The following is a 21833-nucleotide window of genomic DNA, read 5'->3' as shown; positions in this document are numbered from 1 at the left end:
CTCCCGTCGGCGTCACGTATTCGTCCGTGCGGGCCGTAGCGATCTCATGAACGATACCGACGACCCGATCGTGCTCTTCGACGGCGTCTGTGCCCTCTGTGTCGGATCCCTGCCGTGGCTCGTCCGGATGGACCGCCGCGACCGGCTGCGGTTCGGAACGCTACAGTCGGCCGCGGGAACGGAACTGCTCGAGCGGTGCGGTCTCGACGGGGACTACGACGAGAGCATGGTCGTCGTCGAGGGCGATCGAGCGTACACGGAGTCGGACGCCGTCGTGCGGTTGGCGTGGCTGTTGGGCTTCCCGTGGGCGCTCGGCTCTGTCGCGTCGGTCGTGCCCGGGCGGCTCCGGGATCGGGCCTACCGGTTTCTCGCCGAGCACCGCTACGAGTGGTTCGGGAAGCGCGATCGGTGTCTCGTCCCCGACGGCGAACTCCGCGCGCGGTTCATCGGTGCCGACGGCGACCTCGGCGCCGACACCGACGCCGGCGAGGAGGCCGAGACCGGTGAAATCGGGCGATAACGCGTTTCGGTAGCGCGATCAGGGGACGACGAGGATCTTGCCCAGAACGCTCTCGTCCATCACCGCCCGGTGGGCGTCGGCGCCCTCCTCGAGGGGGTAACTCCGGTCGATCAACACCTCGAAGCGGCCGTCGGCCTTCGCCGCCGCGAGGCGTTCGAGGATCGGGCCGACATCGGGCAGATCGGAGTGATCGATCAGGTTCGACATGCTCATGAACTGCACCGCGAGCTCCTTCGATCGGGCCGGAAGCGTGTCCGGCACTGTCGGCGCGCCGTCTGCGATGACGACGACGCTGCCGCCGAAGGCGGCGACGTCGACGTCGAACCCGAGGTACGTCTCGGGCATGTGATCGAGGACGGCGTCGGCGTCCCCGACGGCGTCTTCGACCGCCTCCGAGAGGTCCTCGCGGCCGTAATCGAACACCGCGTCGGCACCCAACGCGCGCACGTCGTCGTGGTACGTCGGACGGGCCGTGCCGACGACCGACGCGCCCATCGCGTCCGCGAGGCCGACGGCGACGTGTCCGACGCCGCCGTTTGCCCCGTGGACGAACGCCGTCGTTCCCGGCGAAACGCCGGCGTGGGTGACGAACGCGCGCCAGGCGGTCACGCCGACGAGCGCGAGGGCGGCGCCGTCCTCGAAGCTGACGGCGTCCGGGAGCGCGGCGAGGAGATCGGTCGGAACGGCCGCGTACTCGGCGAAGGAGCCGCCCCTGAACCGGTCGCTGTGAAGGCCGGTCGCGAACACCCGATCGCCGACGGCGTGTGCGGAGACCCCTTGGCCGACCGCGGCGACGACGCCCGCGAGGTCAGATCCGGTCGTCTTCGGCGAGTCGGGGTCGCGCACGGCGCGGAGTTTGGCGTCGACGGGGTTGACCGACGCGGCCCGCACCTCGACGAGGACCTCGCCGGGACCCGGTTCGGGTCGATCGATCGATTCGTACCGCAGGACCTCGGGACCGCCGGCTTCGTGGTGTCGGACCGCGTACATTACTCCCGGGTCTCCCCGCGGACGAATAAAACGCACGCTCGGAGTCCTCGGACGGCGGACCGCCGGGACGCTGAGACCGGATCGGTGGCCCGCAGTCGGGTGGGTGCCCGGGGCACGCCCGCGGCGGTTCGACGCGCTTAAGTGCGTTATCCACCACCTTCGAGACGAGACAGGCGTAGCCTGTTTCACGCCGTAGTAGCCCACGAGGCAGAAACTACGGAGGTGAACGATGGCAGATTCGATAGAGGACGCAGTATCTCGCGCACTCAGCGACTCACCCAAGCGGAACTTCCGCGAGACGGTGGACATCGCTGTCAATCTGCGCGACTTAGACCTAGCAGACCCCAACAACCGGGTGGACGAGAGCATCGTCCTACCGTCGGGTACGGGCCAGAACACGCAGATCGTCGTCTTCGCGGAGGGCGAAACCGCCCTCAGAGCCGAGGACGTCGCCGACGACGTGCTCGACGGCGAGGACCTCGAGGACCTCGGGGACGACGACAACGCGGCGAAAGATCTGGCGGACGAGACGGACTTCTTCGTCGCCGAAGCCAGCATGATGCAGAACATCGGCCGGTATCTCGGGACCATACTCGGTCCGCGGGGGAAGATGCCGACCCCCCTACAGCCCGATGACGACGTCGTCGAGACGGTCGAACGGATGAAAAACACCGTGCAGGTCCGCTCCGGCGAGCGCCGGACGTTCCACACGCGTGTCGGCGCCGAGGACATGGACGCCGAAGCGATCGCCGACAACATCGACGTCATTCTGCGCCGGCTGTTCACGGACCTCGAGAAGGGGCCGCAGAACATCGACTCGGTGTACGTGAAAACGACGATGGGGCCGGCCGTGGAGGTGCCCGCATGAGCGCCGAGTCCGAGCGCAAGACCGAGACGATCCCGGAGTGGAAACGCGAGGAGACCGACGAGTTGGCCGCGTTCATCGGGCGGTACCAGTCCGTCGGCGTCGTCAACATCACGGGGATCCCGAGCCGTCAGCTCCAGGACATGCGGCGGGAGCTTCACGGCTCCGCGGAGCTCCGCGTCTCGCGGAACACCCTTATCGAGCGGGCGTTGGCCGAGGGCGAGGACGGTCTCGAACGGCTCGCCGAACACGTCGAGGGTCAGGTCGGGCTCATCGGGACGAACGAGAACCCCTTCGGGCTGTACCAACAGCTCGAGGAGTCGAAGACGCCCGCGCCGATCGGCGCCGGGGAGACCGCGCCGAACGACATCGTGATCTCCGAGGGCGACACCGGCGTCGACCCGGGGCCGTTCGTCGGCGAACTCCAGACGGTCGGCGCGAACGCGCGGATCGAGGGCGGTTCGATCAAGGTCGTCGAGGACTCGACGGTCCTGTCGGCCGGCGAGGAGGTCTCGGCCGACCTCGCGAACGTGCTCGGCGAACTCGGGATCGAGCCCAAGGAGGTCGGCCTCGACCTCCGGGGCGTCGTCTCCGAGGGTGTCGTGTTCTCGCCGGAGGAGCTCGACATCGACATCGACAGCTACGTCGAGGACCTCCGGACGGCCTCGAGCGCCGCGCGGAACCTCTCGATCAACGCGGAGTACCCGACGGCGCGGACCGCGCCGTCGATGCTCGCCAGGGCCGCCGGCGAGGCCAAATCGGTCGGCCTCTCGGCGGCGATCGAGAGTCCGGATCTCGTCGACGACCTCGTCTCCAAGGCGGACGCACAACTGCGTTCGCTCGCGGCGGCGATCGACGACGACGAGGCGCTTCCGGAGGAGCTCCGCGGCGTCGAACCCACAGATGACGCCCCGTCCGACGGGGACGACGGAGGCGCGGCGGACGAGGAACCGACCGACGAAACCGAAGCGGACGGCGAAAGCGACGACGATGCCGACGACGACGCCGACGGTGGCGACGCGCTCGGCGACATGTTCGGGTGATTACCAATGGAATACGTTTACGCAGCACTGATTCTGCACGAGACCGGCGAAGAGATCAACGAAGACAACCTGACGGGCGTCCTCGAGGCGGCGGGAGTCGACGTCGAGGAGTCCCGCGTCAAGGCCCTCGTCGCGGCGCTCGAAGACGTCGACGTCGAGGAGGCCATCGAGACGGCCGCTGCGGTTCCGGCCGGCGGGTCCGGCGGGGCCGCGGCCGCCGAGGAGACGGCCGACGACGGCGGCGACGAGGAGGCCGACGCCGACGAGGAAGCGGAGGCCGAAGCGGAGGACGACGAGGACGACGAGGACGAAGGCGACGGCGGCGAAGGCCTCGGCGAACTGTTCGGCTGAGGCGACCGGCGTCGTTCCGTTTTATTCCGCCCGACAGCGGCGCAACCGGCCGAACGGGCGCCGGTGGCCGAGGGGCGTCCGTTTCCAGCAGTGGTAAGTCAGACGCTACCGAAGCGGGGACATGGACGTCGAGACGCCCAGGGTCGGGAGCGATCGCGACGCGTTCCGCGGCAATGAGCCCCCCGACTCGGGGGGAGTGCCTGAAGCGGTAGCGGTCCCGCCCCGGGCCGTTCGGGGCGCGTCCGCCGTCGGGGGAGCGCGGTAGTGGTCGACCCGATACCGAACGACGAACGGGTCCGAACGCTCCGCGCGGCGAAGGCGGCGACGGTGCTTTTGATCGCGGCGTCGGCGGGGCTCATCACCGTCTACGGCGGGGCCCCGCTGCGGGCGGTCGCTCTCGCGTGCGCCGCTGGGGTCCTCGTAGGGGTGGTGATCGTCTGGTATCTGTTTCCCAGCGCCGACGCCATCGCGCCCGCCTCCTCCCGTCGGCGCCGGCGGTAGCCGCGTCGGTCGGCGGCCGCGTCCGGGCTCAGGCGACGCGCACCAGCCACTCGGCCGGATCGTCGAGTTCCGCGTCGGTCGGGAGGTTCTGCGGCGACTCCCAGACGGCCGCCGCGCCGGCCACGCCGCGCTCGTCGGCGACGGCGTCGAAAAAGGCCTTGCCGCGCTCGTACTGCCGCCGTTTCATCCCGAACCCGAGCAGCCGCCGGACGATCCGCGAGACCGGGCCGACGTTCCGCCGCCTGTCGTCGAGTTTCTCCCGGAGGTCGGCGTACTCGCGGTCGAACGCCCGGTCCATGACCAGCTCCGCGTACCCCTCGACGGCCGTCATCGTGGCGTTGAGCTCCGAGAGCGCCTCCCGGTCGAACCGGCCGGCGACCAACTCGTCGACGATGTCGGTCATGTGGCGCTCTAAGTGCTCGGAGAGCCACGGCGCGGTGCCGAACTCCGCCGCGTGCGCGACCTCGTGGAAGGCGATCCAGCGCCGGAAGCGCTCGCCGTCGACGTCGAGGGCGTCGGCGATCGCGACGATGTTCGGGTGGACGAAGTACAGGCCGTGGTCCCCGTCGCCGAGCAACAGCGGATCGTACTGCCCGAGCACGTTGTTCGCGAGAAACCCCAGCGTGACCGCCATCGAGCCGGTGTTCGCGGTGCGAGCGAGCGAGGGGACGACGGTCGAGGTGCTCTCGAGCGGACCGAGCAGCCGTCGGAACGTGTCGACGTTCGCGTCGATCCAGTGGTGGCGGTTCTGGACCTGGACGGTCTCGGGGAGTTCGAAATCGACGCCGGCCGCCGCCCGGATCCCGTCGCGCGCGTCGGCGACGTCCGCGGCGTAGCCGTCGCGGTCGGCCGCCGAGAGCGTCAGGTCGCCGGGGTCGGTCGCGGTCCGGGCGGCGCTGCCGACGGCGTTCCAGTCGACGGGGCCGTCGCCCTCCGATTCAGCGACAGCGAGTGCGGCGCGAAAGAGGCTCACACCCGAAATACCCGACCGCCGGGCAAAGCTCTTCCGGGTGCTCGAACCCGCCGGCCGCGTCCGGTATGGCGGTCACTCCGCGGCGTCGAGCGGCTCCTCCGAGGGGTCCTCGCGGAGCGTCCGGCGGGCCAGATACGCGACCGCGACCGAGAAGGCAACTCCGACCACGAGCGCGAGCACCGCTCCGCGCCGACCGCCGGAGTCGGGCTCCGGCGGGACGTCGGCGTCTTCGCGGTCCCCGGAGCCGGAGGGGGCGTTGGCGGCCAAGACCGGATCGTCGAGGTGCACTTCAAGAAACGTGAACTCTGCCATGCGTTCGGTTCGGGGGCCGCGCGTTTATAGGCTCCGTACGGGAGCCGCCGCCGGGCGGATCCCGGTGCGTTTATGCCACCGCCGCGAGCGGGTCCGGTATGACGAACCGACCGCTCGATGTCCTCGAAGAGACGCTCGGCGCGGAGGTCCGCGTCACGCTCAAGGACGACGAGGTGTACGAGGGCGTGCTCTCGGGGTATGACCAACACATGAACCTCGTCGTCGAGAGCGGCGACAACGTAACGATTATCCGCGGCGATAACGTCGTTTCGATACAACCATGACTGGGTCCGGGACTCCGAGCCAAGGGAAGAAGAACAAGACGACGCACGTCAAGTGTCGGCGCTGCGGCGAGAAATCCTACCACAGCAGGAAGAAGGTCTGTGCGTCCTGTGGGTTCGGGAAGACCGCAAAGCGGCGCGACTACGCCTGGCAGTCGAAACAGGGCGAATAGCGGGCCGACGCGGCGACGCGGGCGACGACCGCCCCCGAACCGCCGATCGCACAGCCCCGTTCGGACGGACACATCCACGATCGTGCATACATGCGGCGGCCGGTCGCCCGCGCCCACGCACGATGGAGTGGGTTTTTGTCGGTGGCGCTCGGATAGGGAGGTATGCCAGAGGGGCGGCATTCCGACGGGCCGACTGAAAAATGCGGCGTGGTCGGTGTCTCACTCGATGGGCGGGACGCTTCACGGCCGCTGTACTACGCGCTCTACGCGTTGCAACACCGGGGGCAGGAGTCCGCCGGGATCGTCACCCACGACGGGTTCCAACAGCACAGCCACGTCGAGATGGGGCTGGTCGGCGACGCGTTCGAGCCCGGCGACCTCGACGCGCTGAACGGGGCGACCGGTATCGGGCACGTGCGGTACCCGACGGCCGGGAGCGTCAACGCCTGCTGTGCCCAGCCGTTTTCGGTGTCGTTCAAGTCCGGGTCGCTCGGGTTGAGCCACAACGGCAACCTCGTGAACACCGCCGAACTCCGCGAGGAGCTCGCGGCGAACGGACACGCCTTCACGAGCGACGGCGATACCGAGGTCATCGCGCACGAACTCGCCCGGAACCTGCTGGACGCCGACCTCATCCGCGCGGTGAAACGGACGATGAACCGGATCCACGGCTCGTACTCGCTGACGATCGCCCACGACGACACGGTCTTGGGCGTGCGCGATCCGCAGGGCAACCGCCCGCTCTGTATCGGCGAACTCGAGGACGGCTACGTCCTCGCCTCGGAGTCGGCCGCGATCGACGTCCTCGACGGCGAACTCGTCCGCGACGTCCGCCCCGGCGAACTCGTCGTCTTAGAGGACGACGGCGCCGGCTTCGAGTCGTACCAGCTCGTCGAGATGGACAACAGCGCCCATTGCTTTTTCGAGCACGTCTACTTCGCCCGGCCGGACTCCCGCATCGACGGGAGCCTCGTGTACGACGTCCGGCGCGAGCTCGGCCGGCACCTGTGGGCCGAGTCGGGCGTCGAAACCGATGTCGTCCTTCCCGTCCCCGACTCGGGGCGGGCGTTCGCTTCAGGGTACGCGAAGGCGGCCCAAGACGACGGCGCCGACGTCTCGTTCGCCGAGGGGCTGATGAAAAACCGGTACGTCGGCCGGACGTTCATCATGCCGACCCAGGACGCCCGCGAGCGCGCCGTGCGGCTCAAGCTCAACCCCATCCGGGACGTCATCGAGGGCAAGACGGTCACCGTCATCGACGATTCGATCGTCCGGGGGACGACCTCGACGCAGCTTGTCGAACTGCTGACAGAGGCCGGGGCCGAGGCCGTCCACATGCGGATCGGCGCGCCGGCGATCGTCGCGCCGTGTTACATGGGCATCGACATGGCCTCCCGCGAGGAACTCATCGCCGCCGGTCGGGACACCGAGGCGATCCGCGAGGAGATCGACGCCGACTCGCTCGCGTACCTCTCGATCGACGCGATCGCCGACGCCCTCGAGACGACCCGCGCGGACCTCTGTTTGGGGTGTGTCACCGGCGAGTACCCCTACGACATCGAGGGCGAATCGACCGACAGAGAGGTCATCAGACCCGACGGCGAGGACGCCTCCGGCGACGCCGGCGTCGCCCGTTCGGACGACTGAGGAGGCGGCACGGCGGCCGCTCAGCGCCGCCACACCGTGTCGTTGCGCATCTCCAGTACCGGCTCCTCGCCGACGCTCGCGGTTCGTCGCGTCCGCACGACGCCCCTGTCGTCGGCACCGGAGGCGGCCCGCTTCTCGAGGACCGAAAGCTCCACCGAGAGCGCGTCGCCCGGGCGGACGGGCGCCGGAAACCGGAGCGATTCGATGCGGCCGGCGGCGACGAGATCCGAGTCGCCGTAGAAGTGCTCGACGACCGGCGGCTGCGTCAGCGCGAGGGTGTGGATGCCGCTTGCGATGACGCCGTCGAACGGCGAGTCCGCCGCGGCCTCGGGGTCGGTGTGGATCCCGAGCGGGTCGTGGCGCTCGGCGAAGGCGATGATCTCCGAACGCGTGACCGAGACGGTTCCGCAGTCGATCGCCTCGCCGACGATCACGTCCTCGAAGCTCCGGTGTGACATACGGTCGACACACGGTAGCGACCCGCAAAGCGGTTGCGATCGAGGACCCCGAGCAGGGCAACTTATACGTCGACGCCGACTACGGCCGGCATGGCGTTCCGACGCCTCCTCCGGGCGAGCGTTGGGGAGTCCCAACTGGCGGCGATCGCCGAGGAGGTCACGCGCCGCTTCGGGGAGCCGCCGGCGTCCGTCGAGCGCCTCGAGGCGGACAACTGGCTGTCGGTCCCGTTGGTCCTCAACGACACCTGGTTCGTGAAGGTCATCGCCGAACAGCACACCCTGGTGCACGCGCTGTTGACGACGGGGCGGAACATCGGCGCGTTCTCCTCGGGGACGGAGGGGTTCTTCGAGCGGTTCTCGACGCCCCTAGAGATGGCCGAACACGAGCTGGCGGCGACGGAGCGGATGCGAGGGTTGGGCGTCGACGCCCCGCGGCCGATCGAGGCGTTCGAACACGAGGGCTTCGGGGTAGTCGTCTTGGGCTATCTCCCCGAGTTTCGGACGCTCGGTGAGCTCCCCGCCGATCGGGCCGAGGCGTTCGCCCCGGCGGTGTTCGAGAACCTCAGCGTGATGCACGACGCCGGGCTCGGACACGGCGACTTCCGGGCCGAAAACGTCCTCGTCGCGCCGAACGACGACGGCGTCGATACCCTGTATTTCATCGACGCGACGCGGATGCGCGAGGCGGCGATCGACGACGCCCGCGCGTACGACCTCGCGTGTGCGCTTGCGTCGCTCGCGCCGCTGGTCGGTCCCCGAACGGCGGTCGAGGCGGCCGCCTCGGTGTACTCGACGGAGGACCTACTCGCCGCCTTGGAGTTTCTCGGCTTCGTCGGGCTGCGGCCCGATCACGGCTTCGACACGGCGCGTCTCAAGGGCGAAATCGAGAAGCTCGCCGCCTGACCCGCCGGCTACTCCTCGGTCTCCTCGTCGATGAACTCGTGGGCCTGCTCCAGTATCTCCCGGGGGCCGTCCTGGGTGATCGTGTTGATCGCCTGCTCGTAGTCGCGCCACTGCAGGTCGCGGTGCTCCGAGGAGAGCTCCGCGGAGGCCTCATAGGACCTCGCGATGAACAGGTGGACGGTCTTGTGGATGGTGTTGCCGTTCGCCTCGAACACGTAGTCGTAGTCCTCACGGAAGCCGTTCAGCAGCCGGAAGTCCTCGATTCCGGCCTCCTCTTTCACTTCGCGGATGGCGGTCTGTTGTAGCTCCTCTTCGCCCTCGATGCCCCCCTTCGGGAACTCCCAATCGCCGGGGCGGGACTTGAGCAGCAGATACTCGCGCCGGCCACGCGTATCGCGAAAGAGGATCGCTCCCGCGCTCGTGGCCTCTATCATTACGCCACGGTACACGGCCGTGTAATAAATGTATGTCGGACGGCCGCGCGCCGATGGATGCGTTTTTGTCGTTCGAGCGTCCAGACACGCCAATGCCGTTCGTCACGACACTCACGCTACAGAGCGGGGACCGGGACGTCCTCGAACGCGTCGCTCGGGGGATCAAGCGGCGCGCCGAACGGAAAGGCGTCGAGTTGCGCGGCCCCCACGCCGAGTCGCCGGTCGACGTCTCCGTCCCGCAGGCGAAACGGCTCGACGCGAACGGCGGGTTGTTCGGAAGCTGGCGGTACACGGTGTACGAACGGCGGATGGAGGTCGTCGGTCACGACGAGTTCGCGCGGAACGTCGCGAGCCGCGAGCGCCCCGAGGGGGTCCACTTAGACGTCGACGTCGAGCGCGTTTCGACCCCCGGGAGCGGGTGAACACCCCGAGCGGACGGCGTGGACTTATACTCGTCCGGGGAGAGATCCGGGTATGAGCGTCGACGACGACCGGCTGATCGAACTGCGACGGGAGTTTCATCGCCACCCCGAACCGGCCTGGCGGGAGTTCTGGACGACGGCGCGGATCGTCGAGGAACTGGATGCGATCGGCGTCGAGGAACTGCACGTCGGACGGGACGCCCTCGGTGCGGATCGTCTGGCGGTTCCGGGGGCCGACGAGTTGGAACCCTGGATGGAGCGGGCCCGGGAGGCCGGCGCCGATCCGGCCGTCCTCGAAACGCTCGAGGGCGGATGGACCGGCGCGGTGGCCGTCGTCGAGCGCGGCGACGGGCCGACGGTCGGGCTCCGGGTGGACATCGACGGGCTCCCGCGGGAGGAATCGACCGACGAGTCACACCAGCCGGCGCGGGAGGGGTTTCGCTCCGAGACCGGTGCGATGCACGCCTGCGGCCACGACGCCCACGCGACGATCGGTCTCGGCGTCGTCGAAGCCATCGCAGAAAGCGACTTCTCGGGGACGCTGAAGGTGTTCTTCCAGCCCGCAGAGGAGGTGATCGGCGGCGGGAAGCCCATGTCGGAGTCGGCGCACATCGGCGACGTGGAGTACCTCTTTGCGCTGCACGTGGGGCTCGATTACCCCACCGGCGAGATCGTCGCCGGGATCGACGACTTCCTCGCCGTGACGCAGTTCTACACGACCTTCGAGGGTCATCCCGGGCACGCTGGCGCGCGCCCCGAGGAGGGCCGAAACGCCGTGCAGGCGATGTCGACGGCGGTCGGCAACCTCTATGGGATCGAGCGCCACAGCGACGGGCCCTCGCGCGTCAACGCCGGGCGCGTCGGCGGCGGGACGGCGACGAACATCGTTCCCGAGGAGGCGTTCATCCACGGGGAGGTCCGGGGCGGGACGACCGAGATCCGCGATCACGTCTTCGAGCGCGCCGAATCGGTCTTCGAGGGGGCGGCCGTCTCGCACGACTGCGAGACGGAGACGACGATCGAAGGCGAGGCGCCCTCGGCGACGAGCGACGCGGAGCTACTCGGGATCGTCCGGGACGCCGCCCGGTCGCACCCCGACGTCGAGCGGGCGACGGGCCGCGGCAGCATCGGCGGGAGCGAGGACGCGACCTTCCTCATGCAGCGCGTCCAGGACAACGGCGGGCTCGCGACGTATCTGGCCGTCGGCACCGACCACCCCGGCGGGCACCACACCGCGACGTTCGACGTCGACGAGGCGTCGCTCGGGGTCGGGGTCGACGTGGTGTGCGACGCGATCGAACGCGTGAGTCGGCTCCGGCCCTAGTCGTCGGATCGGGTCGTCGCCGGGGTCTCGGTTTTCTCTCCGTTCGGTCCGACGCGCCGGCGCGTTTCGCTCCCCGAGGGGGCTCGTCGCTCCCCGCGGTTCGTAACGCTCATACGGCCGATGGGAGTACGTACACCCAATGGACCTACGCGTCATCGAGAACCTCGAGACGGAGCTTTCGATCGAGATCCAAGGCGAGGACCACACGTTCATGAACGTGCTCAAGGGCTCGCTGCTTGAGGTCGAAGGCGTCACCGCGGCGACGTACGACATGAACCCCGAGCAGTCCGGTGGACAGACCGACCCGATCGTGAGCGTCAAGACCGACGGCAGCGTCGCCCCCTTAGACGCCCTCGGGGCTGGGGCCGAGCGCGTCAAAGAGAAGACCGACGCCTTCCGGGAGGCCTACGAGGCGGCCGCCTGATCGCCTCGGGGTCCGTCCTCCGGCGCGGTTCCGCCCCGGTTATTTTTTAGGCCGTTCGCTGCGTCGCTCAACAGGCGAGGTAGCCGACGAAGACGGTCCCGTCCGGCGCGACGTGGATCGAGACCGCCTCGCGGTCCCGGTCCGCGAGGGCCGCCTCTCTGAGTTCGTCGTCGGCCAACAGCGCCGCCGCGAGCGCGTCGGCGAAGCCCTCGGCGTCGTCGTACGCGCCGGCGTCGACGGACGGCGAGAGGACGCCGAGGATCGGCCGGCTCCCACACTGGAGGTCGAACGCCTCCGGGTCGGGGACCGAGCCGTCGTAGTCGGGGTCGTACCGCTGGGCCACCCGGTGGCCGGTGACGTAGGCGACGTAGGCGTCGGTGCCGCCGTCGCCGAAGGAGCGCTCCGGCGCTCCGGCCGATCGCCGCTCGGTCTCGAAGCGGTCGTACAGCGCCGCCTCGGCCTCCGCGAGGGCTATGTCGCCCGCCCGCTCGGCGTCGCCGGGGGCGTCCGGCGGCGCGGGCGGAGCGCCGAACCCGGGGAACGGAACGACGCCGGTGACGACGAGCGCGACGAGCGCAACGACGAGGGCGACGCCGGCGAGGTAAGGCTTGCCGACCGAGAGGTACCCCGGCGAGGCCACCTCCTCGGAGAGGTCCTCCGCGCCGGTTTCGCGGCGTTCGAGGTCGTGGCCGCCGCACCGCGCGCAGGGCGGCGAGTGCTTGACGTGTTCGCGACCGCAGTCCGCACAGACCCACGCGACGGAGCCGCCGCCGAAGGGCGAGGGATCGCCCTCCGAGTCAGAGACGGGATCGAACGTCTCGTGGCCGCACGTGTCACACGGCGGCTCCTCGGCGTCGTACTCCCGGCCACACCACGCACACCGCCACTTCACGGCGTCCGTTCGGGCCGGCGGGCGAATAAAGCTGTGTCACCGTCCGCGCCCGCCGGGTCGGGGTCGCTCACGGGCGGATGGGGATCCCCCGATCGGCGAGGTGGCGCTTCGTCTCGTCGACGGAGTACTCCCCGAAATGGAAGATCGACGCGGCGAGGGCGGCGTCGGCGCCGGCCTCGGTGAACACCTCGTCCATGTGGGCGGGCGACCCGCACCCAGAGGAGGCGATCACCGGCGTCGAGACGTTGTCACAGACCGCCTTCGTCAGCGGGATGTCGTAGCCGTCCTTCGTCCCGTCGGTGTCGATCGAGTTGACGAACAGTTCACCGGCGCCGCGGTCGGCCGCCTCGCGGGCCCACTCGACGGCGTCGAGACCGGTTCCCTCCCGGCCGCCCTTGACGGTGCACTCGAACCAACACGACTCCCCGCCGGCGTCGGCGTAGTACTCGCCGTCGCCGTCGAAGCGGCGTCTCGCGTCGACGGAGATGACGATACACTGACTGCCGAAGGCGGCGGCGCCCTCGCCGATCAGTTCCGGACGCTCGATCGCGCCGGTGTTGATCGAGACCTTGTCCGCGCCGGCCCGGAGCGTCTCCTTGACGTCCTCGGTCGTGCGGATGCCGCCGCCGACCGTCAGCGGAATGAAACACTCGTCTGCGACGGCCGAGACGGTGTCGAGCATCGTTTCCCTGCCCTCGGCGGAGGCGGTGATGTCGAGGAAGACGAACTCGTCGGCGCCGGCCTCGTTGTACTTCTTCGCCAACTCGACGGGGTCGCCGGTGTACTCGAGGTCCTCGAAGTTGACGCCGGTGTAGACCGCCGCCTCCCCCTCGTCGTCCAGGTCGACGTCGATACAGGGGATGATGCGTTTGGTGAGCGTCATTCGGTACCCCGACGTTGGCCGAGAGCGGCTTTGACCGTTTCGGAACGACCGACGAGGCCGCAGTCCCGTTGTGCGTCAGTCGTCGTCGGCCGGCGCCGGCGGAGCCGTCCGCAGCGGCTCTTTGGGCTTGATCGGCGATCCGGACTCGAGGCCCCGCTCGGCGAGGGCGAGTCCGCCCATCACCTCGATGCAGAGCCGGTTCGCGAACCCGCTCGTGATGCCGCCGTTATACGAGTTTGTGTCGCTCGTGTCGTACTGGGGGGCGACCTCAACGACGTCGAACCCGACGTGGTCGGGGTCCATCTGCTTCGTGACCTCGCGGATCATCGTGAACGCCTCCCGGGGCATGAGTCCGCCGGGTTCGGGTTCGCCGGTCCCCGGACAGTACGCCGGGTCCATCACGTCGACATCGAAGGAGATCCAGACGGCGTCCGTGCCGTCGGTCGCCCGGTCGACGGCGTCCTGGGCGATCGCCGAGAGGTCGTACTCGGCGACATCGTCGGCGGTGTACCACTTCATCCCGGCCTCGCGCATCTCCTCGTAGGTGTCGGGGCCGGGCCAAAAGCCCCGGGGGCCGATGAGCGTGTAGTTGTCGCCGTCCATGATCCCGAGGTCGTGGACCCGCTTGACCCACGCGCCGTGGTCGTATTTGAACCCGGTGAGACCGTCCTCGCCGGTGTCGGCGTGGCAATCGAAGTGGATGAGGCCGATGTCGTCGTAGCCGTTGGCCTCGGCCCACCCCTTGATGTCGGGGTAGCTGATCGAGTGGTCGCCGCCGATGACGAGCGGCATCGTGTCGGTCTCGACGATGCTCGCAACGGCGTCCTCGATGTTCTCCTGGCTCGTTTTCGTATCGCCGGGCGTGATGGTCGCGTCGCCGTGGTCGACGACGCTGAACGTGTCGAAGGGGTCGACGCCGGTCTCGATGTTGAAATGCTCGTACGGCGGCGAGGGGACGGTCGAGGCGGCCCGCACCGCACGCGGGCCATAGCGGGTCCCCGGCCTGATCGTCGTCGCCGTGTCCAGTGGTGCCCCGAGGATGGCGATGTCCGCGTCGGACTCCGCCAGTTCCTCCTCTTCGACCGCCGTCGGCAGCTTCAGAAACGAGGGGATACCGGAGAATATCGGTTCGTTCGCGTCCTTGTGCTTCTCGCCGTAGATGTCTTCGCCGGTTCGTTCGTCCATGTTGTGGTTCCTCCTCACGCGCCGGATTCACTCGAAGTATGCCGAGCGCGACGTCGCGTAAGTCGACAAAGATCCGTTTTCAGTCGGGAAACTAAAACGTTCCTTCAAACACGTAATACGACATCGGCAGTACCGATGGAGGGGGGTACTACGGATGCGTGTATAAACTGTATATACACACTCAAACACGCGGGCCGTCCCGGGCCGGGGGCGGGAGTTTAGGGCACGTCCTCGGGGCGCTGTCTGAACACGAGGTGCGTGGCGACGTCGGAGACGCCGGCGGCGTACGTTCCGATCTGCAACAGGTATATCACGACCCGATCGAGCACGACCGCGCGCTCGGGGCGTTCGGTTTCGATGTACTCCCGGATGGCCGCGCACTCGGCGTTGGCCGCCTCGAGGGCCTCGTTCGCGGCTTCGATGCCCTCGTATGTCGGGTCGATGGCCGCCGCGAGCGACGCCTCGACCGCCCGGTCCATCGCGTCGATGCCCGATTCGAGCCGTTCGCGGGTGGTCCCCTCGACCGTCTCCCCGTCGGCGTCCGCCGCCAGCTCCGCGGTGTGTCTCGCGGTGTCGGCCATCAGGACGAGACTCCAGGCGGCCGACCGGTACCCGATGAGCGGAAACCCGGTCTCGAGGCCGACCGACTGGTTCAATCGGGGGTTCCGGTAGGTGGTGAACACCAATCGGAGAAACAGCGAAAACAGCTTGTCCATCCGTCGCTCGCGCTTTTTCGCCCGCCGGGCGCGCGCGCCGTCGCCGTCGAGAAAGGCGCCGAAGGCGTCCGATCGCATCGAGGACTCCGTCCGCCCGAGCCGCTCTAACAGCTGCGGCAGCTCGAAGTCCCCCGGGGCGACCGAGCACCTGATGGTGATTCTGTGTTCGGTCTCCTCGACGACGCCCAGCCCGATGAGCCGCTGTTCGGCGTCGAGGATCCCGTCGTAGTGTTCGGACTCCAAGGCCCGCTCGGAGTCGACGGTGATTATCTGTCGCCCGAGGACGTACTGCGCCACGACGGCGCGTTCGAGCGCCTCGCGGGACATCCCGTCGGCGTCGATCGCGACCGAGCGGTCCCCGTCGCTGGGTTCGTCGGGGACCACGAGCAACGACCCGCCGCTCTCGTCGCGCTGGATGATCACCTCCTCGCCCTTCTCGATGCCCTGTTCGTGCACCCACTCCGCGGGCAGCGTCACGGCGAGCGTCGACGCCCCAAGCTGCTGTACCTTCCGTTTCGTCTTGATCTGGTCTCTGATCATGGGCGGGTTCGGCGTTCCGCCCCGGGGACGGTGTTCATATACGGTGGTGTTTGTTACAACGTGTATATACGAATTCGTGTGGGTGCTCGTTCGGTTCCACGACGAAATACCGAAAGATCGTCCGGTTCGCTCGCCTCGAGGTGCATACCGGGGGAAATGCTCCAACAGTACTAGGACGCACGCATACGTTCGGGGTGTACTGGAAGAGTATATACGTACGGGAACTGTCTATGCACGCCCGTGTTCCTAACTCAGAAAATAACAATTAGTGGATAACGGTTATCAGTAATTTCGTTGTTTCCCGTAATATCCATGCTCAATGGACGACTTGAACGCGTTTCGCGAGTAAAACGGTACGATCGTCAATCCGGTTGTCGCAGACCGGTCGGCGCCGGCCGCCGATCGGTCGGAGAAGCACCGGCCGCCCGGGGTCCGTCGTCGGGCGCCGAAGGGGGGCGGGAGCAAACGGAGGTATCGGGTCGATGACTGACATCGCCGTCATCGGCGGCGTCGGCGTCTTCATGGCCATCGTCGTCGGGATCGGGCTGTACATGTCACGGCGGATAAAGGGAAGCAGCGAGAACTTCATCGTCGCGGGGCGGAACCTCGTGTTGCCGCTCGCGGCGGCGACGCTCATGGCGCAGTCGCTCGACACCAACGCGACGCTCGGCAACACGGACCTGACATCGCAGTTCGGCTTCTGGGCCGGGGCGTCGCTGCCGATCGGGCTGGCGACGTGTCTGTTCATTACGGGCGTGTTCTTCGCGAAACCGCTCAACAACATGGACCTCCTGACGGTCGGTGACTTCTTCCGGGTGAAGTACGGCCGGGCCGTCGAGATCGCGGCGGCGGCGACGCTCACCGTGGCCTACGCCTTCCTGCTCGCGGGGAACCTCGTCGCCGGGGGCTTTCTGTTCGAGGTCTTTCTCGGCACGACCTTTCTGCAGGGCGTGTTGATAATCTCGGCGGTCATCTTCGTGTACACCGTCGCGGGCGGCCTCCTAGCCGTCGCCTACACCGACATCCTCCAGGCGTTCTTGGCGTTTCTGGGGTCGGTGTTCCTGTTGGCGTACGTCGCAACGCAGTTCGGGCTGGTGGTCCCCGACGGCATGGGGGCGACGGACACGGTCCAGTTGACCGATCCCGCGATGGGGGCCTACGTCAACTGGGCGACGCTGGCCGCGTTGGGGCTCGGCGACGTCGTCGCGAGTGACTTCATCGAGCGGGTGTTGGCCGCGGACAGCCCCGACACCGCACAGAAGGCCTGCTTCATCGGCAGCGCCGGGACGCTCATCATCGGGATCCCGTTCACCTACGTCGCGCTGTCGGCCGAATCGATCTTCGATCAACTCGGGGCCACACCCACGGAGGGCGATCCCGTGTTGTACGACCTGCTCAACTTCGTTCCGACCGAGTTGGCGGTGTTGGTTCTCGTCGGCATCGTCGGCGCGTCGCTCTCGACCGGCGACGGCGCGATACTCAGCACCTCCTCGGTGGTGGCGCGGAACGTCCTCGACATTCGCGTCGAGGCCGAAAGCAAGCGGAAAGCCCAGGGCAAGTCCGACCGCCTGCTGTACGTGACGCGGGGGCTCGCGGTCCCGTTCACCATACTCGGCGTGGTCTTCGCCGTTGGGCTCCCCCAGACGGGGATCCTCCTCGTCCTCGCGTTCGATCTGATGCTCGCGGGGCTTTTCGTCCCGTTCGCATTCGGGATGTACTGGGACAAGGCGAACACGCCGGCGGCGATCGCGGCGATCGCCCTCGGCTTCACCGCACGCATCGTCATGTTCGTCGGAAAGGAGACGATCTACGGGCAGCCGAACACGCTTCTGTACATCCCGAACGAGTCGATCGCGGCGATCCCCGACGGCCTACCGACGTTCATCAGTTTCGTGCTGTCGTTGGTCGTCTTCGTGCCGATCGCCTACGTGACACAGGACGTGTCCTCGCCCGAACCGCTGCCCTCCGAGGCCAAGGAGACCCGTCTCCTCTCGAGCGACGACTGAGCGCCCGGATTCGCCGGCCTCGCGGTTCGCCCGCGGCCGACCTCGGGGCTGTGGGATAGGGTTTTGTCGCCGCGGCGAGACGACACCCTATGGCACTGGAATCCGAGTCGGACGTACTGGAACACGGCGACCGGGCCCCCGACTTCGAGTTGGAGGGCGTCGACGGCGACACCTACGACCTGGAGTCCTTCGACGATCACGACGCCGTTCTCGTCGTGTTCACGTGCAACCACTGCCCGTACGCCAAGGCGAAGTTCGACGCGATGAACGAGATCGCCGCCGAGTACGGCGACGTCGCGGTCGTCGGGATCAACCCCAACGACGCCGAGGCCTACCCGGAGGACTCCTTCGAGACGATGCGCGAGTACGTCGAGCGCGGCGAGATCGACGTCACCGCGTATCTGCGCGACGAGACCCAGGAGGTCGCGAGGGCCTACGGCGCCGTCTGTACCCCCGATCCGTTCCTCTTCGAGAACGACGACGACGTCTTCAGGCTCGCGTACCACGGCCGCTTCGACGACGCGTTGAACCCCGAGGCGGAGCCCTCCGGGCGGCCGGGCGAGGAGGTCCGAAGCGCGATCGAGAGCGTCCTCGCGGGGGAGTCCCCGGAGGCGGAGTTCCGGCCCTCCCGCGGGTGCTCGATCAAGTGGCGCGAGTGACGGGCCGGCCGGTTTCTTGTGGGCGCGGGGCGAAAAACGGCCGTGAACCGCCGGTTCGGGTATGGGTCGTCGGTCGCCGCGTTCGTCTGTGTCGCCGCCGGGAGCGCGGTCGGACGGATCGACATCGGCGTGCTCTCGGGCGACCGGCGGGTACTTCCTCGTCTCGACGTTCCTGCTGGCGCGAACGACGAACAAGCGCCGGGAGCACGACCTCCGGAACCTGCTTCGGTTCGTCGTGCAGGTCGCCTACGAGACCGACCCGGGGTTCAGCAAAGAGGTGATGATCGAGGTCGTCGACGAGTGACTCGGCGCGGAGATGGAGCGGGCGATCGAGCAGTACCGCCGGCTGGCCGAAACGCCGGTCGAACTCGAGGTCCGCGGCGGGCCGACGGTGAACGTCCACCAAGAGCAGTCCCGGATCGGCCTCCGGTTGCGGTATCTCGTACACCCCCGGCGGGGCCAGCGGGTCCGAGAGGACCTCTGCGAGCGCATCCTCGATCGGCTGAACGAACGCCCCGACCGCGTCGCGTTCCCGGTGAGCCGGAACTGATAAGCCGCCTCCCGCGTCGAGGGTTTGTACACGCATGGGCGTCCCGGAGGAGACGGAGCGCTTCGCGGCGAGGACCGGCCCGCGACCGGACCGGATACTCGCCGAGATGGAGCGGCGGGCGGTCCGGACGGGGTTTCCGACCGTCGGGCCCGCCGTCGGCGGCTGGCTCCAGCAACTCGCCGGACTCGTCGGGGCCGAGCGCGTCTTCGAGTTCGGCTCGGGGTTCGGGTACTCGGCGTACTGGTTCGTTCGGGCGCTGCCGGCCGGCGGTGAGGTCGTCCTCGCCGAACTCGACGCCGCGGAGCTCGACGACGCGCGGCGGTACTTCGAGCGCGGCGGCTACGCCGGGCGGGCGAGGTTCGAACGCGGGGACGCGATCGAAATCGCAGCGAACTGTGAGGGCCCCTTCGACGCCGTCCTCATCGACAACGAGAAGCGGCGGTACGTCGAGGCCTTCGAGACGATCCGCGAGGCGGTCCCGGTCGGCGGGGTCGTCGTCGCGGACAACGTGATCGAGGGACCGTTCGCGTTCGGAACGCTGCGGCGGGTGCTCGAGGGGTCGGGCGACGACACCGACGGCGAGCGACACGCCGACGCAGCACGTGGGATCGGGGCGTACCTCGATCACGTCGGATCGCTCGAGCGCTTCGAGACGACGCTGTTGCCGCTCGGAGAGGGGCTCGCGGTCAGCAGGCGGCGGCGCTGAAACGGAGCATGGGGTCTCGGAGCCGCTCGAGCCCGCCCGGCTCGCCGGACCGAGCGGGTGGGGTGCGTTCCTAAAGAATGAAGTCACGACGGTCCTACACGATAGATATGCCAGGAGGGACAGACCAGACGTTGCGGCCGTTCTTGTGGCGTGCGGCGAAACTCTACCCCGACCGGGAGATCGTCTCCCGGACCCACCAGGGGATCGAGCGCTACACCTACAGCGAGTACGACGACCGGACGGCGCAGTTGGCCAACGCCCTTGAGGAGTACGGGATCGAGGAGGGCGACCGCGTCGGGACGTTCTGTTGGAACCACCACCGGCACTTCGAGACGTACTTTTCGGTCCCGTCGATGGGTGCACAACTGCACACGATCAACCCGCTGTTGCCCGACGAGCACATCCAGTACATCGTCGACAACGCCGACGATCAGCTGCTCTTCGTCGACCAGTCGCTCGCGCCCAAACTCGCCGAGGCGGCGGCGGACGCCCCCGAGTTCGAGGGCGTCGAGTTCGTCGTGATGGGCGACAGCGGGTCGGACGCGCTCGATGCGACGCCCTACGAGGCGTTCGTCGAGGGGCACTCGACGGCCTACGAGTGGCCCGAACTCGACGAGAAACAGCCGGCCGGGATGTGTTACACCTCGGGGACGACCGGCAACCCGAAGGGCGTCGAGTACACCCAACAGATGCTGTGGAGCCACACGGTGGCGACGCTGACGCCGCACGGCATCCCGATGGACGACGACGACGTCGTCATGCCCGTGGTGCCGATGTTCCACGTCAACGCGTGGGGAATGCCCTTCACCGCGACCGCCGCCGGGGCCAAACACGTCTACCCCGGCCCCTCGCCCGACCCCGAGGACATCGCGGGGCTCATCGAGGACGAGGGCGTCACCATCACGGCCGGCGTGCCGACGGTCTGGCTCGGCCTGATGGACTACGCGGAGGACAACGACCTCGATCTCTCCGCGCTCGATACGGTCATCGTCGGCGGGTCGGCGGCCCCCGAGTCGATGATCCGGTGGTTCGACGACCGCGGCGTCGAGTTGCTCCACGCCTGGGGGATGACCGAGATGTCGCCGATCGGCTCGGTCTCACAGCTCAAGTACACCCTCGAGGACGCGGACTACGAGACCCAACTCGAACACCGGACGAAACAGGGCATCCTCATGCCCGGCCTCGAGATGAAGGTCATCGACGACGACGGGAAGGAGGTCGCCTGGGACGGCGAGGACTTCGGCGAACTGTGGGTCCGCGGCCCCTGGGTCACGAAGGAGTACTTCGAGCGCCCGGAGGCCAACGCCGAGGACTTCGAAGAGGGGTGGCTGAAGACCGGCGACATCGTCACCATCGACGACGAGGGGTACATCAAGATCGTCGACCGCGCGAAGGACGTCATCAAGTCGGGCGGCGAGTGGATCTCCTCGGTCGAACTCGAGAACGCGATCATGGCCCACGACGGCGTCGGCGAGGCGGCCGTCGTCGGCGTCCCCCACGAGAAGTGGCAGGAGCGACCGGTCGCGTTCGTCGTGCCGGCGGCGGGCGCGGACACCGACACGCTCCGCGAGGAGATCATGGACCTCCTGGCCGCGGACTACCCCAAGTGGTGGCTTCCCGACGCCATCGAGTACATCGACGAGATCCCCAAGACCGCAACCGGGAAGTTCTCGAAGAAGGACATCCGCGAGGAGTACTCCGACCAGTCGCTCGTCGAGGGGACCGTCCCCGAGGAAGCCGCGCCGGACGACGACTGAGGCGGTCGTTCGGTCGCATCCGCTCCGGTTTTCGATCTCTGAACTCCGATCGCTCACGCACGCGTGCGACGCCGTTTTGTAGTGTTTGGGACCGCCGGATGAAACCTCGCTACGCTCGTCTTCCAGGGTTCGAATCCGTGCCTGCTCCCTCGCTCACTCTGTTCGCTCATGCGCGGGACCGGATTCGAACCGGCGGACCCCTACGGGACAGCGTCCTAAGCGCTGCGCCTTTGGCCTGGCTCGGCAACCCGCGCGCGGACCACCGTACTCCCATGACCCAAAAATAGCTGTCGCTACCGCCCGGCGCGGTCCCGGATG

At 68.2% G+C, this 21833-nt stretch carries 25 protein-coding genes, 1 tRNA gene and 1 pseudogene; 17 read left to right on the top strand and 10 right to left on the bottom strand.

What is annotated here, in order from left to right; genetic code table 11:
- Positions 1-46 precede the first annotated feature (46 nt).
- A complete protein-coding gene (locus Q0916_RS03925) occupies positions 47-520 on the top strand; it encodes a thiol-disulfide oxidoreductase DCC family protein (protein ID WP_299234672.1) in 474 nt (157 codons plus the stop codon).
- A gap of 18 nt (positions 521-538) precedes the next feature.
- Here the strand turns inward: Q0916_RS03925 and Q0916_RS03920 are convergent, their stop codons facing one another.
- Positions 539-1510, bottom strand: coding sequence for a quinone oxidoreductase family protein (locus Q0916_RS03920; RefSeq protein WP_299234669.1), 972 nt, complete (start codon positions 1508-1510; stop codon positions 539-541).
- A gap of 229 nt (positions 1511-1739) precedes the next feature.
- Between Q0916_RS03920 and Q0916_RS03915 the strand changes: the two genes are divergently transcribed.
- The 4 genes from Q0916_RS03915 to Q0916_RS03900 all read left to right on the top strand — a co-directional run bounded on the left by Q0916_RS03915 (position 1740) and on the right by Q0916_RS03900 (position 4270).
- Positions 1740-2378, top strand: coding sequence for a 50S ribosomal protein L1 (locus tag Q0916_RS03915; protein ID WP_299234666.1), 639 nt, complete (start codon positions 1740-1742; stop codon positions 2376-2378).
- Positions 2375-3418, top strand: a complete 1044-nt coding sequence (locus Q0916_RS03910) for a 50S ribosomal protein L10 (RefSeq protein WP_299234663.1) — start codon at positions 2375-2377, stop codon at positions 3416-3418. Before Q0916_RS03915 ends, Q0916_RS03910 begins: the two co-directional genes overlap by 4 nt.
- A gap of 6 nt (positions 3419-3424) precedes the next feature.
- Entirely contained in the window at positions 3425-3769 is a 345-nt protein-coding gene (gene rpl12p, locus Q0916_RS03905) for a 50S ribosomal protein P1 (RefSeq protein ID WP_299234660.1), read from the top strand.
- Positions 3770-4033: 264 nt separating this feature from the next.
- Positions 4034-4270, top strand: coding sequence for a hypothetical protein (locus Q0916_RS03900; protein ID WP_299234657.1), 237 nt, complete (start codon positions 4034-4036; stop codon positions 4268-4270).
- Between the two features lie 28 nt (positions 4271-4298).
- Here the strand turns inward: Q0916_RS03900 and Q0916_RS03895 are convergent, their stop codons facing one another.
- Positions 4299-5243, bottom strand: a complete 945-nt coding sequence (locus Q0916_RS03895; protein ID WP_299234655.1) for a zinc-dependent metalloprotease — start codon at positions 5241-5243, stop codon at positions 4299-4301.
- A 72-nt stretch (positions 5244-5315) separates the two neighbouring features.
- Positions 5316-5555: a hypothetical protein gene (locus Q0916_RS03890; RefSeq protein WP_299234652.1), complete on the bottom strand. Its 240-nt coding sequence runs from the start codon at positions 5553-5555 to the stop codon at positions 5316-5318.
- Between the two features lie 98 nt (positions 5556-5653).
- On the opposite strand from Q0916_RS03890, the gene Q0916_RS03885 reads away from it, so the two are divergent.
- The 3 genes from Q0916_RS03885 (at position 5654) to purF (ending at position 7656) form a co-directional block, all read left to right on the top strand.
- Positions 5654-5839: an LSM domain-containing protein gene (locus Q0916_RS03885; RefSeq protein ID WP_299234649.1), complete on the top strand. Its 186-nt coding sequence runs from the start codon at positions 5654-5656 to the stop codon at positions 5837-5839.
- Positions 5836-6009 (top strand): 50S ribosomal protein L37e, encoded by a 174-nt coding sequence (locus tag Q0916_RS03880; RefSeq protein ID WP_256028345.1) that lies wholly within the window; start codon positions 5836-5838, stop codon positions 6007-6009. Before Q0916_RS03885 ends, Q0916_RS03880 begins: the two co-directional genes overlap by 4 nt.
- A gap of 162 nt (positions 6010-6171) precedes the next feature.
- Positions 6172-7656, top strand: a complete 1485-nt coding sequence (purF, locus tag Q0916_RS03875; protein WP_299234637.1) for an amidophosphoribosyltransferase — start codon at positions 6172-6174, stop codon at positions 7654-7656.
- A gap of 20 nt (positions 7657-7676) precedes the next feature.
- Here the strand turns inward: purF and Q0916_RS03870 are convergent, their stop codons facing one another.
- A complete protein-coding gene (locus tag Q0916_RS03870; RefSeq protein WP_299234632.1) occupies positions 7677-8114 on the bottom strand; it encodes a MaoC/PaaZ C-terminal domain-containing protein in 438 nt (145 codons plus the stop codon).
- 90 nt (positions 8115-8204) lie between these two features.
- Here Q0916_RS03870 and Q0916_RS03865 point away from each other — a divergent pair, with 90 nt between their 5' ends.
- A complete protein-coding gene (locus Q0916_RS03865; protein ID WP_299234630.1) occupies positions 8205-9017 on the top strand; it encodes an RIO1 family regulatory kinase/ATPase in 813 nt (270 codons plus the stop codon).
- A gap of 8 nt (positions 9018-9025) precedes the next feature.
- Here the strand turns inward: Q0916_RS03865 and Q0916_RS03860 are convergent, their stop codons facing one another.
- Positions 9026-9451 (bottom strand): bis(5'-nucleosyl)-tetraphosphatase, encoded by a 426-nt coding sequence (locus Q0916_RS03860; protein WP_299234627.1) that lies wholly within the window; start codon positions 9449-9451, stop codon positions 9026-9028.
- Positions 9452-9543: 92 nt separating this feature from the next.
- Between Q0916_RS03860 and Q0916_RS03855 the strand changes: the two genes are divergently transcribed.
- The 3 genes from Q0916_RS03855 (at position 9544) to Q0916_RS03845 (ending at position 11621) form a co-directional block, all read left to right on the top strand.
- Positions 9544-9873: an uS10/mL48 family ribosomal protein gene (locus tag Q0916_RS03855; RefSeq protein ID WP_299234623.1), complete on the top strand. Its 330-nt coding sequence runs from the start codon at positions 9544-9546 to the stop codon at positions 9871-9873.
- 52 nt (positions 9874-9925) lie between these two features.
- Positions 9926-11197: an amidohydrolase gene (locus tag Q0916_RS03850; RefSeq protein WP_299234621.1), complete on the top strand. Its 1272-nt coding sequence runs from the start codon at positions 9926-9928 to the stop codon at positions 11195-11197.
- A 139-nt stretch (positions 11198-11336) separates the two neighbouring features.
- Positions 11337-11621: a DNA-directed RNA polymerase subunit L gene (locus Q0916_RS03845; protein ID WP_299234619.1), complete on the top strand. Its 285-nt coding sequence runs from the start codon at positions 11337-11339 to the stop codon at positions 11619-11621.
- Between the two features lie 67 nt (positions 11622-11688).
- On the opposite strand, the gene Q0916_RS03840 is transcribed toward Q0916_RS03845, so the two are convergent.
- The 4 genes from Q0916_RS03840 to Q0916_RS03825 form a co-directional block, all read right to left on the bottom strand.
- Complete coding sequence (locus Q0916_RS03840; protein ID WP_299234617.1) at positions 11689-12513, bottom strand: hypothetical protein; 825 nt, start codon at positions 12511-12513, stop codon at positions 11689-11691.
- Positions 12514-12580: 67 nt separating this feature from the next.
- Positions 12581-13396, bottom strand: a complete 816-nt coding sequence (gene hisF / locus Q0916_RS03835) for an imidazole glycerol phosphate synthase subunit HisF (protein WP_299234615.1) — start codon at positions 13394-13396, stop codon at positions 12581-12583.
- Between the two features lie 75 nt (positions 13397-13471).
- Entirely contained in the window at positions 13472-14581 is a 1110-nt protein-coding gene (locus Q0916_RS03830) for an agmatinase family protein (RefSeq protein WP_299234613.1), read from the bottom strand.
- A gap of 218 nt (positions 14582-14799) precedes the next feature.
- Entirely contained in the window at positions 14800-15837 is a 1038-nt protein-coding gene (locus tag Q0916_RS03825) for an AbrB/MazE/SpoVT family DNA-binding domain-containing protein (RefSeq protein ID WP_299234610.1), read from the bottom strand.
- A gap of 482 nt (positions 15838-16319) precedes the next feature.
- On the opposite strand from Q0916_RS03825, the gene Q0916_RS03820 reads away from it, so the two are divergent.
- The 5 genes and pseudogenes from Q0916_RS03820 (at position 16320) to Q0916_RS03795 (ending at position 21515) form a co-directional block, all read left to right on the top strand.
- Entirely contained in the window at positions 16320-17843 is a 1524-nt protein-coding gene (locus Q0916_RS03820; RefSeq protein WP_299234606.1) for a sodium:solute symporter family protein, read from the top strand.
- Between the two features lie 89 nt (positions 17844-17932).
- On the top strand, positions 17933-18502 hold the full coding sequence (locus Q0916_RS03815; protein WP_299234603.1) for a thioredoxin family protein: 570 nt from the start codon (positions 17933-17935) through the stop codon (positions 18500-18502).
- A gap of 235 nt (positions 18503-18737) precedes the next feature.
- Positions 18738-19052 (top strand): annotated as a pseudogene (locus Q0916_RS03805) (mechanosensitive ion channel family protein); the annotation flags it as partial.
- A 34-nt stretch (positions 19053-19086) separates the two neighbouring features.
- The gene (locus Q0916_RS03800; protein ID WP_299234597.1) at positions 19087-19758 is read left to right on the top strand and encodes an O-methyltransferase; all 672 of its coding nucleotides are present in this window, start codon (positions 19087-19089) and stop codon (positions 19756-19758) included.
- A gap of 107 nt (positions 19759-19865) precedes the next feature.
- Positions 19866-21515: a long-chain fatty acid--CoA ligase gene (locus Q0916_RS03795; protein ID WP_299234594.1), complete on the top strand. Its 1650-nt coding sequence runs from the start codon at positions 19866-19868 to the stop codon at positions 21513-21515.
- 169 nt (positions 21516-21684) lie between these two features.
- Here Q0916_RS03795 and Q0916_RS03790 read toward each other — a convergent pair.
- Positions 21685-21769, bottom strand: a tRNA-Leu gene (locus Q0916_RS03790).
- Between the last annotated feature and the right edge of the window lie 64 nt (positions 21770-21833).

This window comes from Natronomonas sp. (assembly GCF_028274965.1).
Taxonomy (GTDB): Archaea; Halobacteriota; Halobacteria; order Halobacteriales; family Haloarculaceae; genus Natronomonas.
This window is presented reverse-complemented; position numbering and strand designations above follow the sequence as displayed.

What these genes read in the sequence shown, in the direction of transcription:
- Q0916_RS03925 (WP_299234672.1), top strand. Translation starts at nt 47, where the DNA reads ATGAACGATACCGACGACCCGATCGTGCTCTTCGACGGCGTCTGTGCC.
- Q0916_RS03920 (WP_299234669.1), bottom strand. Translation starts at nt 1,510, where the DNA reads ATGTACGCGGTCCGACACCACGAAGCCGGCGGTCCCGAGGTCCTGCGG.
- Q0916_RS03915 (WP_299234666.1), top strand. Translation starts at nt 1,740, where the DNA reads ATGGCAGATTCGATAGAGGACGCAGTATCTCGCGCACTCAGCGACTCA.
- Q0916_RS03910 (WP_299234663.1), top strand. Translation starts at nt 2,375, where the DNA reads ATGAGCGCCGAGTCCGAGCGCAAGACCGAGACGATCCCGGAGTGGAAA.
- rpl12p (WP_299234660.1), top strand. Translation starts at nt 3,425, where the DNA reads ATGGAATACGTTTACGCAGCACTGATTCTGCACGAGACCGGCGAAGAG.
- Q0916_RS03890 (WP_299234652.1), bottom strand. Translation starts at nt 5,555, where the DNA reads ATGGCAGAGTTCACGTTTCTTGAAGTGCACCTCGACGATCCGGTCTTG.
- Q0916_RS03885 (WP_299234649.1), top strand. Translation starts at nt 5,654, where the DNA reads ATGACGAACCGACCGCTCGATGTCCTCGAAGAGACGCTCGGCGCGGAG.
- Q0916_RS03880 (WP_256028345.1), top strand. Translation starts at nt 5,836, where the DNA reads ATGACTGGGTCCGGGACTCCGAGCCAAGGGAAGAAGAACAAGACGACG.
- purF (WP_299234637.1), top strand. Translation starts at nt 6,172, where the DNA reads ATGCCAGAGGGGCGGCATTCCGACGGGCCGACTGAAAAATGCGGCGTG.
- Q0916_RS03870 (WP_299234632.1), bottom strand. Translation starts at nt 8,114, where the DNA reads ATGTCACACCGGAGCTTCGAGGACGTGATCGTCGGCGAGGCGATCGAC.
- Q0916_RS03865 (WP_299234630.1), top strand. Translation starts at nt 8,205, where the DNA reads ATGGCGTTCCGACGCCTCCTCCGGGCGAGCGTTGGGGAGTCCCAACTG.
- Q0916_RS03860 (WP_299234627.1), bottom strand. Translation starts at nt 9,451, where the DNA reads ATGATAGAGGCCACGAGCGCGGGAGCGATCCTCTTTCGCGATACGCGT.
- Q0916_RS03855 (WP_299234623.1), top strand. Translation starts at nt 9,544, where the DNA reads ATGCCGTTCGTCACGACACTCACGCTACAGAGCGGGGACCGGGACGTC.
- Q0916_RS03850 (WP_299234621.1), top strand. Translation starts at nt 9,926, where the DNA reads ATGAGCGTCGACGACGACCGGCTGATCGAACTGCGACGGGAGTTTCAT.
- Q0916_RS03845 (WP_299234619.1), top strand. Translation starts at nt 11,337, where the DNA reads ATGGACCTACGCGTCATCGAGAACCTCGAGACGGAGCTTTCGATCGAG.
- hisF (WP_299234615.1), bottom strand. Translation starts at nt 13,396, where the DNA reads ATGACGCTCACCAAACGCATCATCCCCTGTATCGACGTCGACCTGGAC.
- Q0916_RS03830 (WP_299234613.1), bottom strand. Translation starts at nt 14,581, where the DNA reads ATGGACGAACGAACCGGCGAAGACATCTACGGCGAGAAGCACAAGGAC.
- Q0916_RS03825 (WP_299234610.1), bottom strand. Translation starts at nt 15,837, where the DNA reads ATGATCAGAGACCAGATCAAGACGAAACGGAAGGTACAGCAGCTTGGG.
- Q0916_RS03820 (WP_299234606.1), top strand. Translation starts at nt 16,320, where the DNA reads ATGACTGACATCGCCGTCATCGGCGGCGTCGGCGTCTTCATGGCCATC.
- Q0916_RS03815 (WP_299234603.1), top strand. Translation starts at nt 17,933, where the DNA reads ATGGCACTGGAATCCGAGTCGGACGTACTGGAACACGGCGACCGGGCC.
- Q0916_RS03800 (WP_299234597.1), top strand. Translation starts at nt 19,087, where the DNA reads ATGGGCGTCCCGGAGGAGACGGAGCGCTTCGCGGCGAGGACCGGCCCG.
- Q0916_RS03795 (WP_299234594.1), top strand. Translation starts at nt 19,866, where the DNA reads ATGCCAGGAGGGACAGACCAGACGTTGCGGCCGTTCTTGTGGCGTGCG.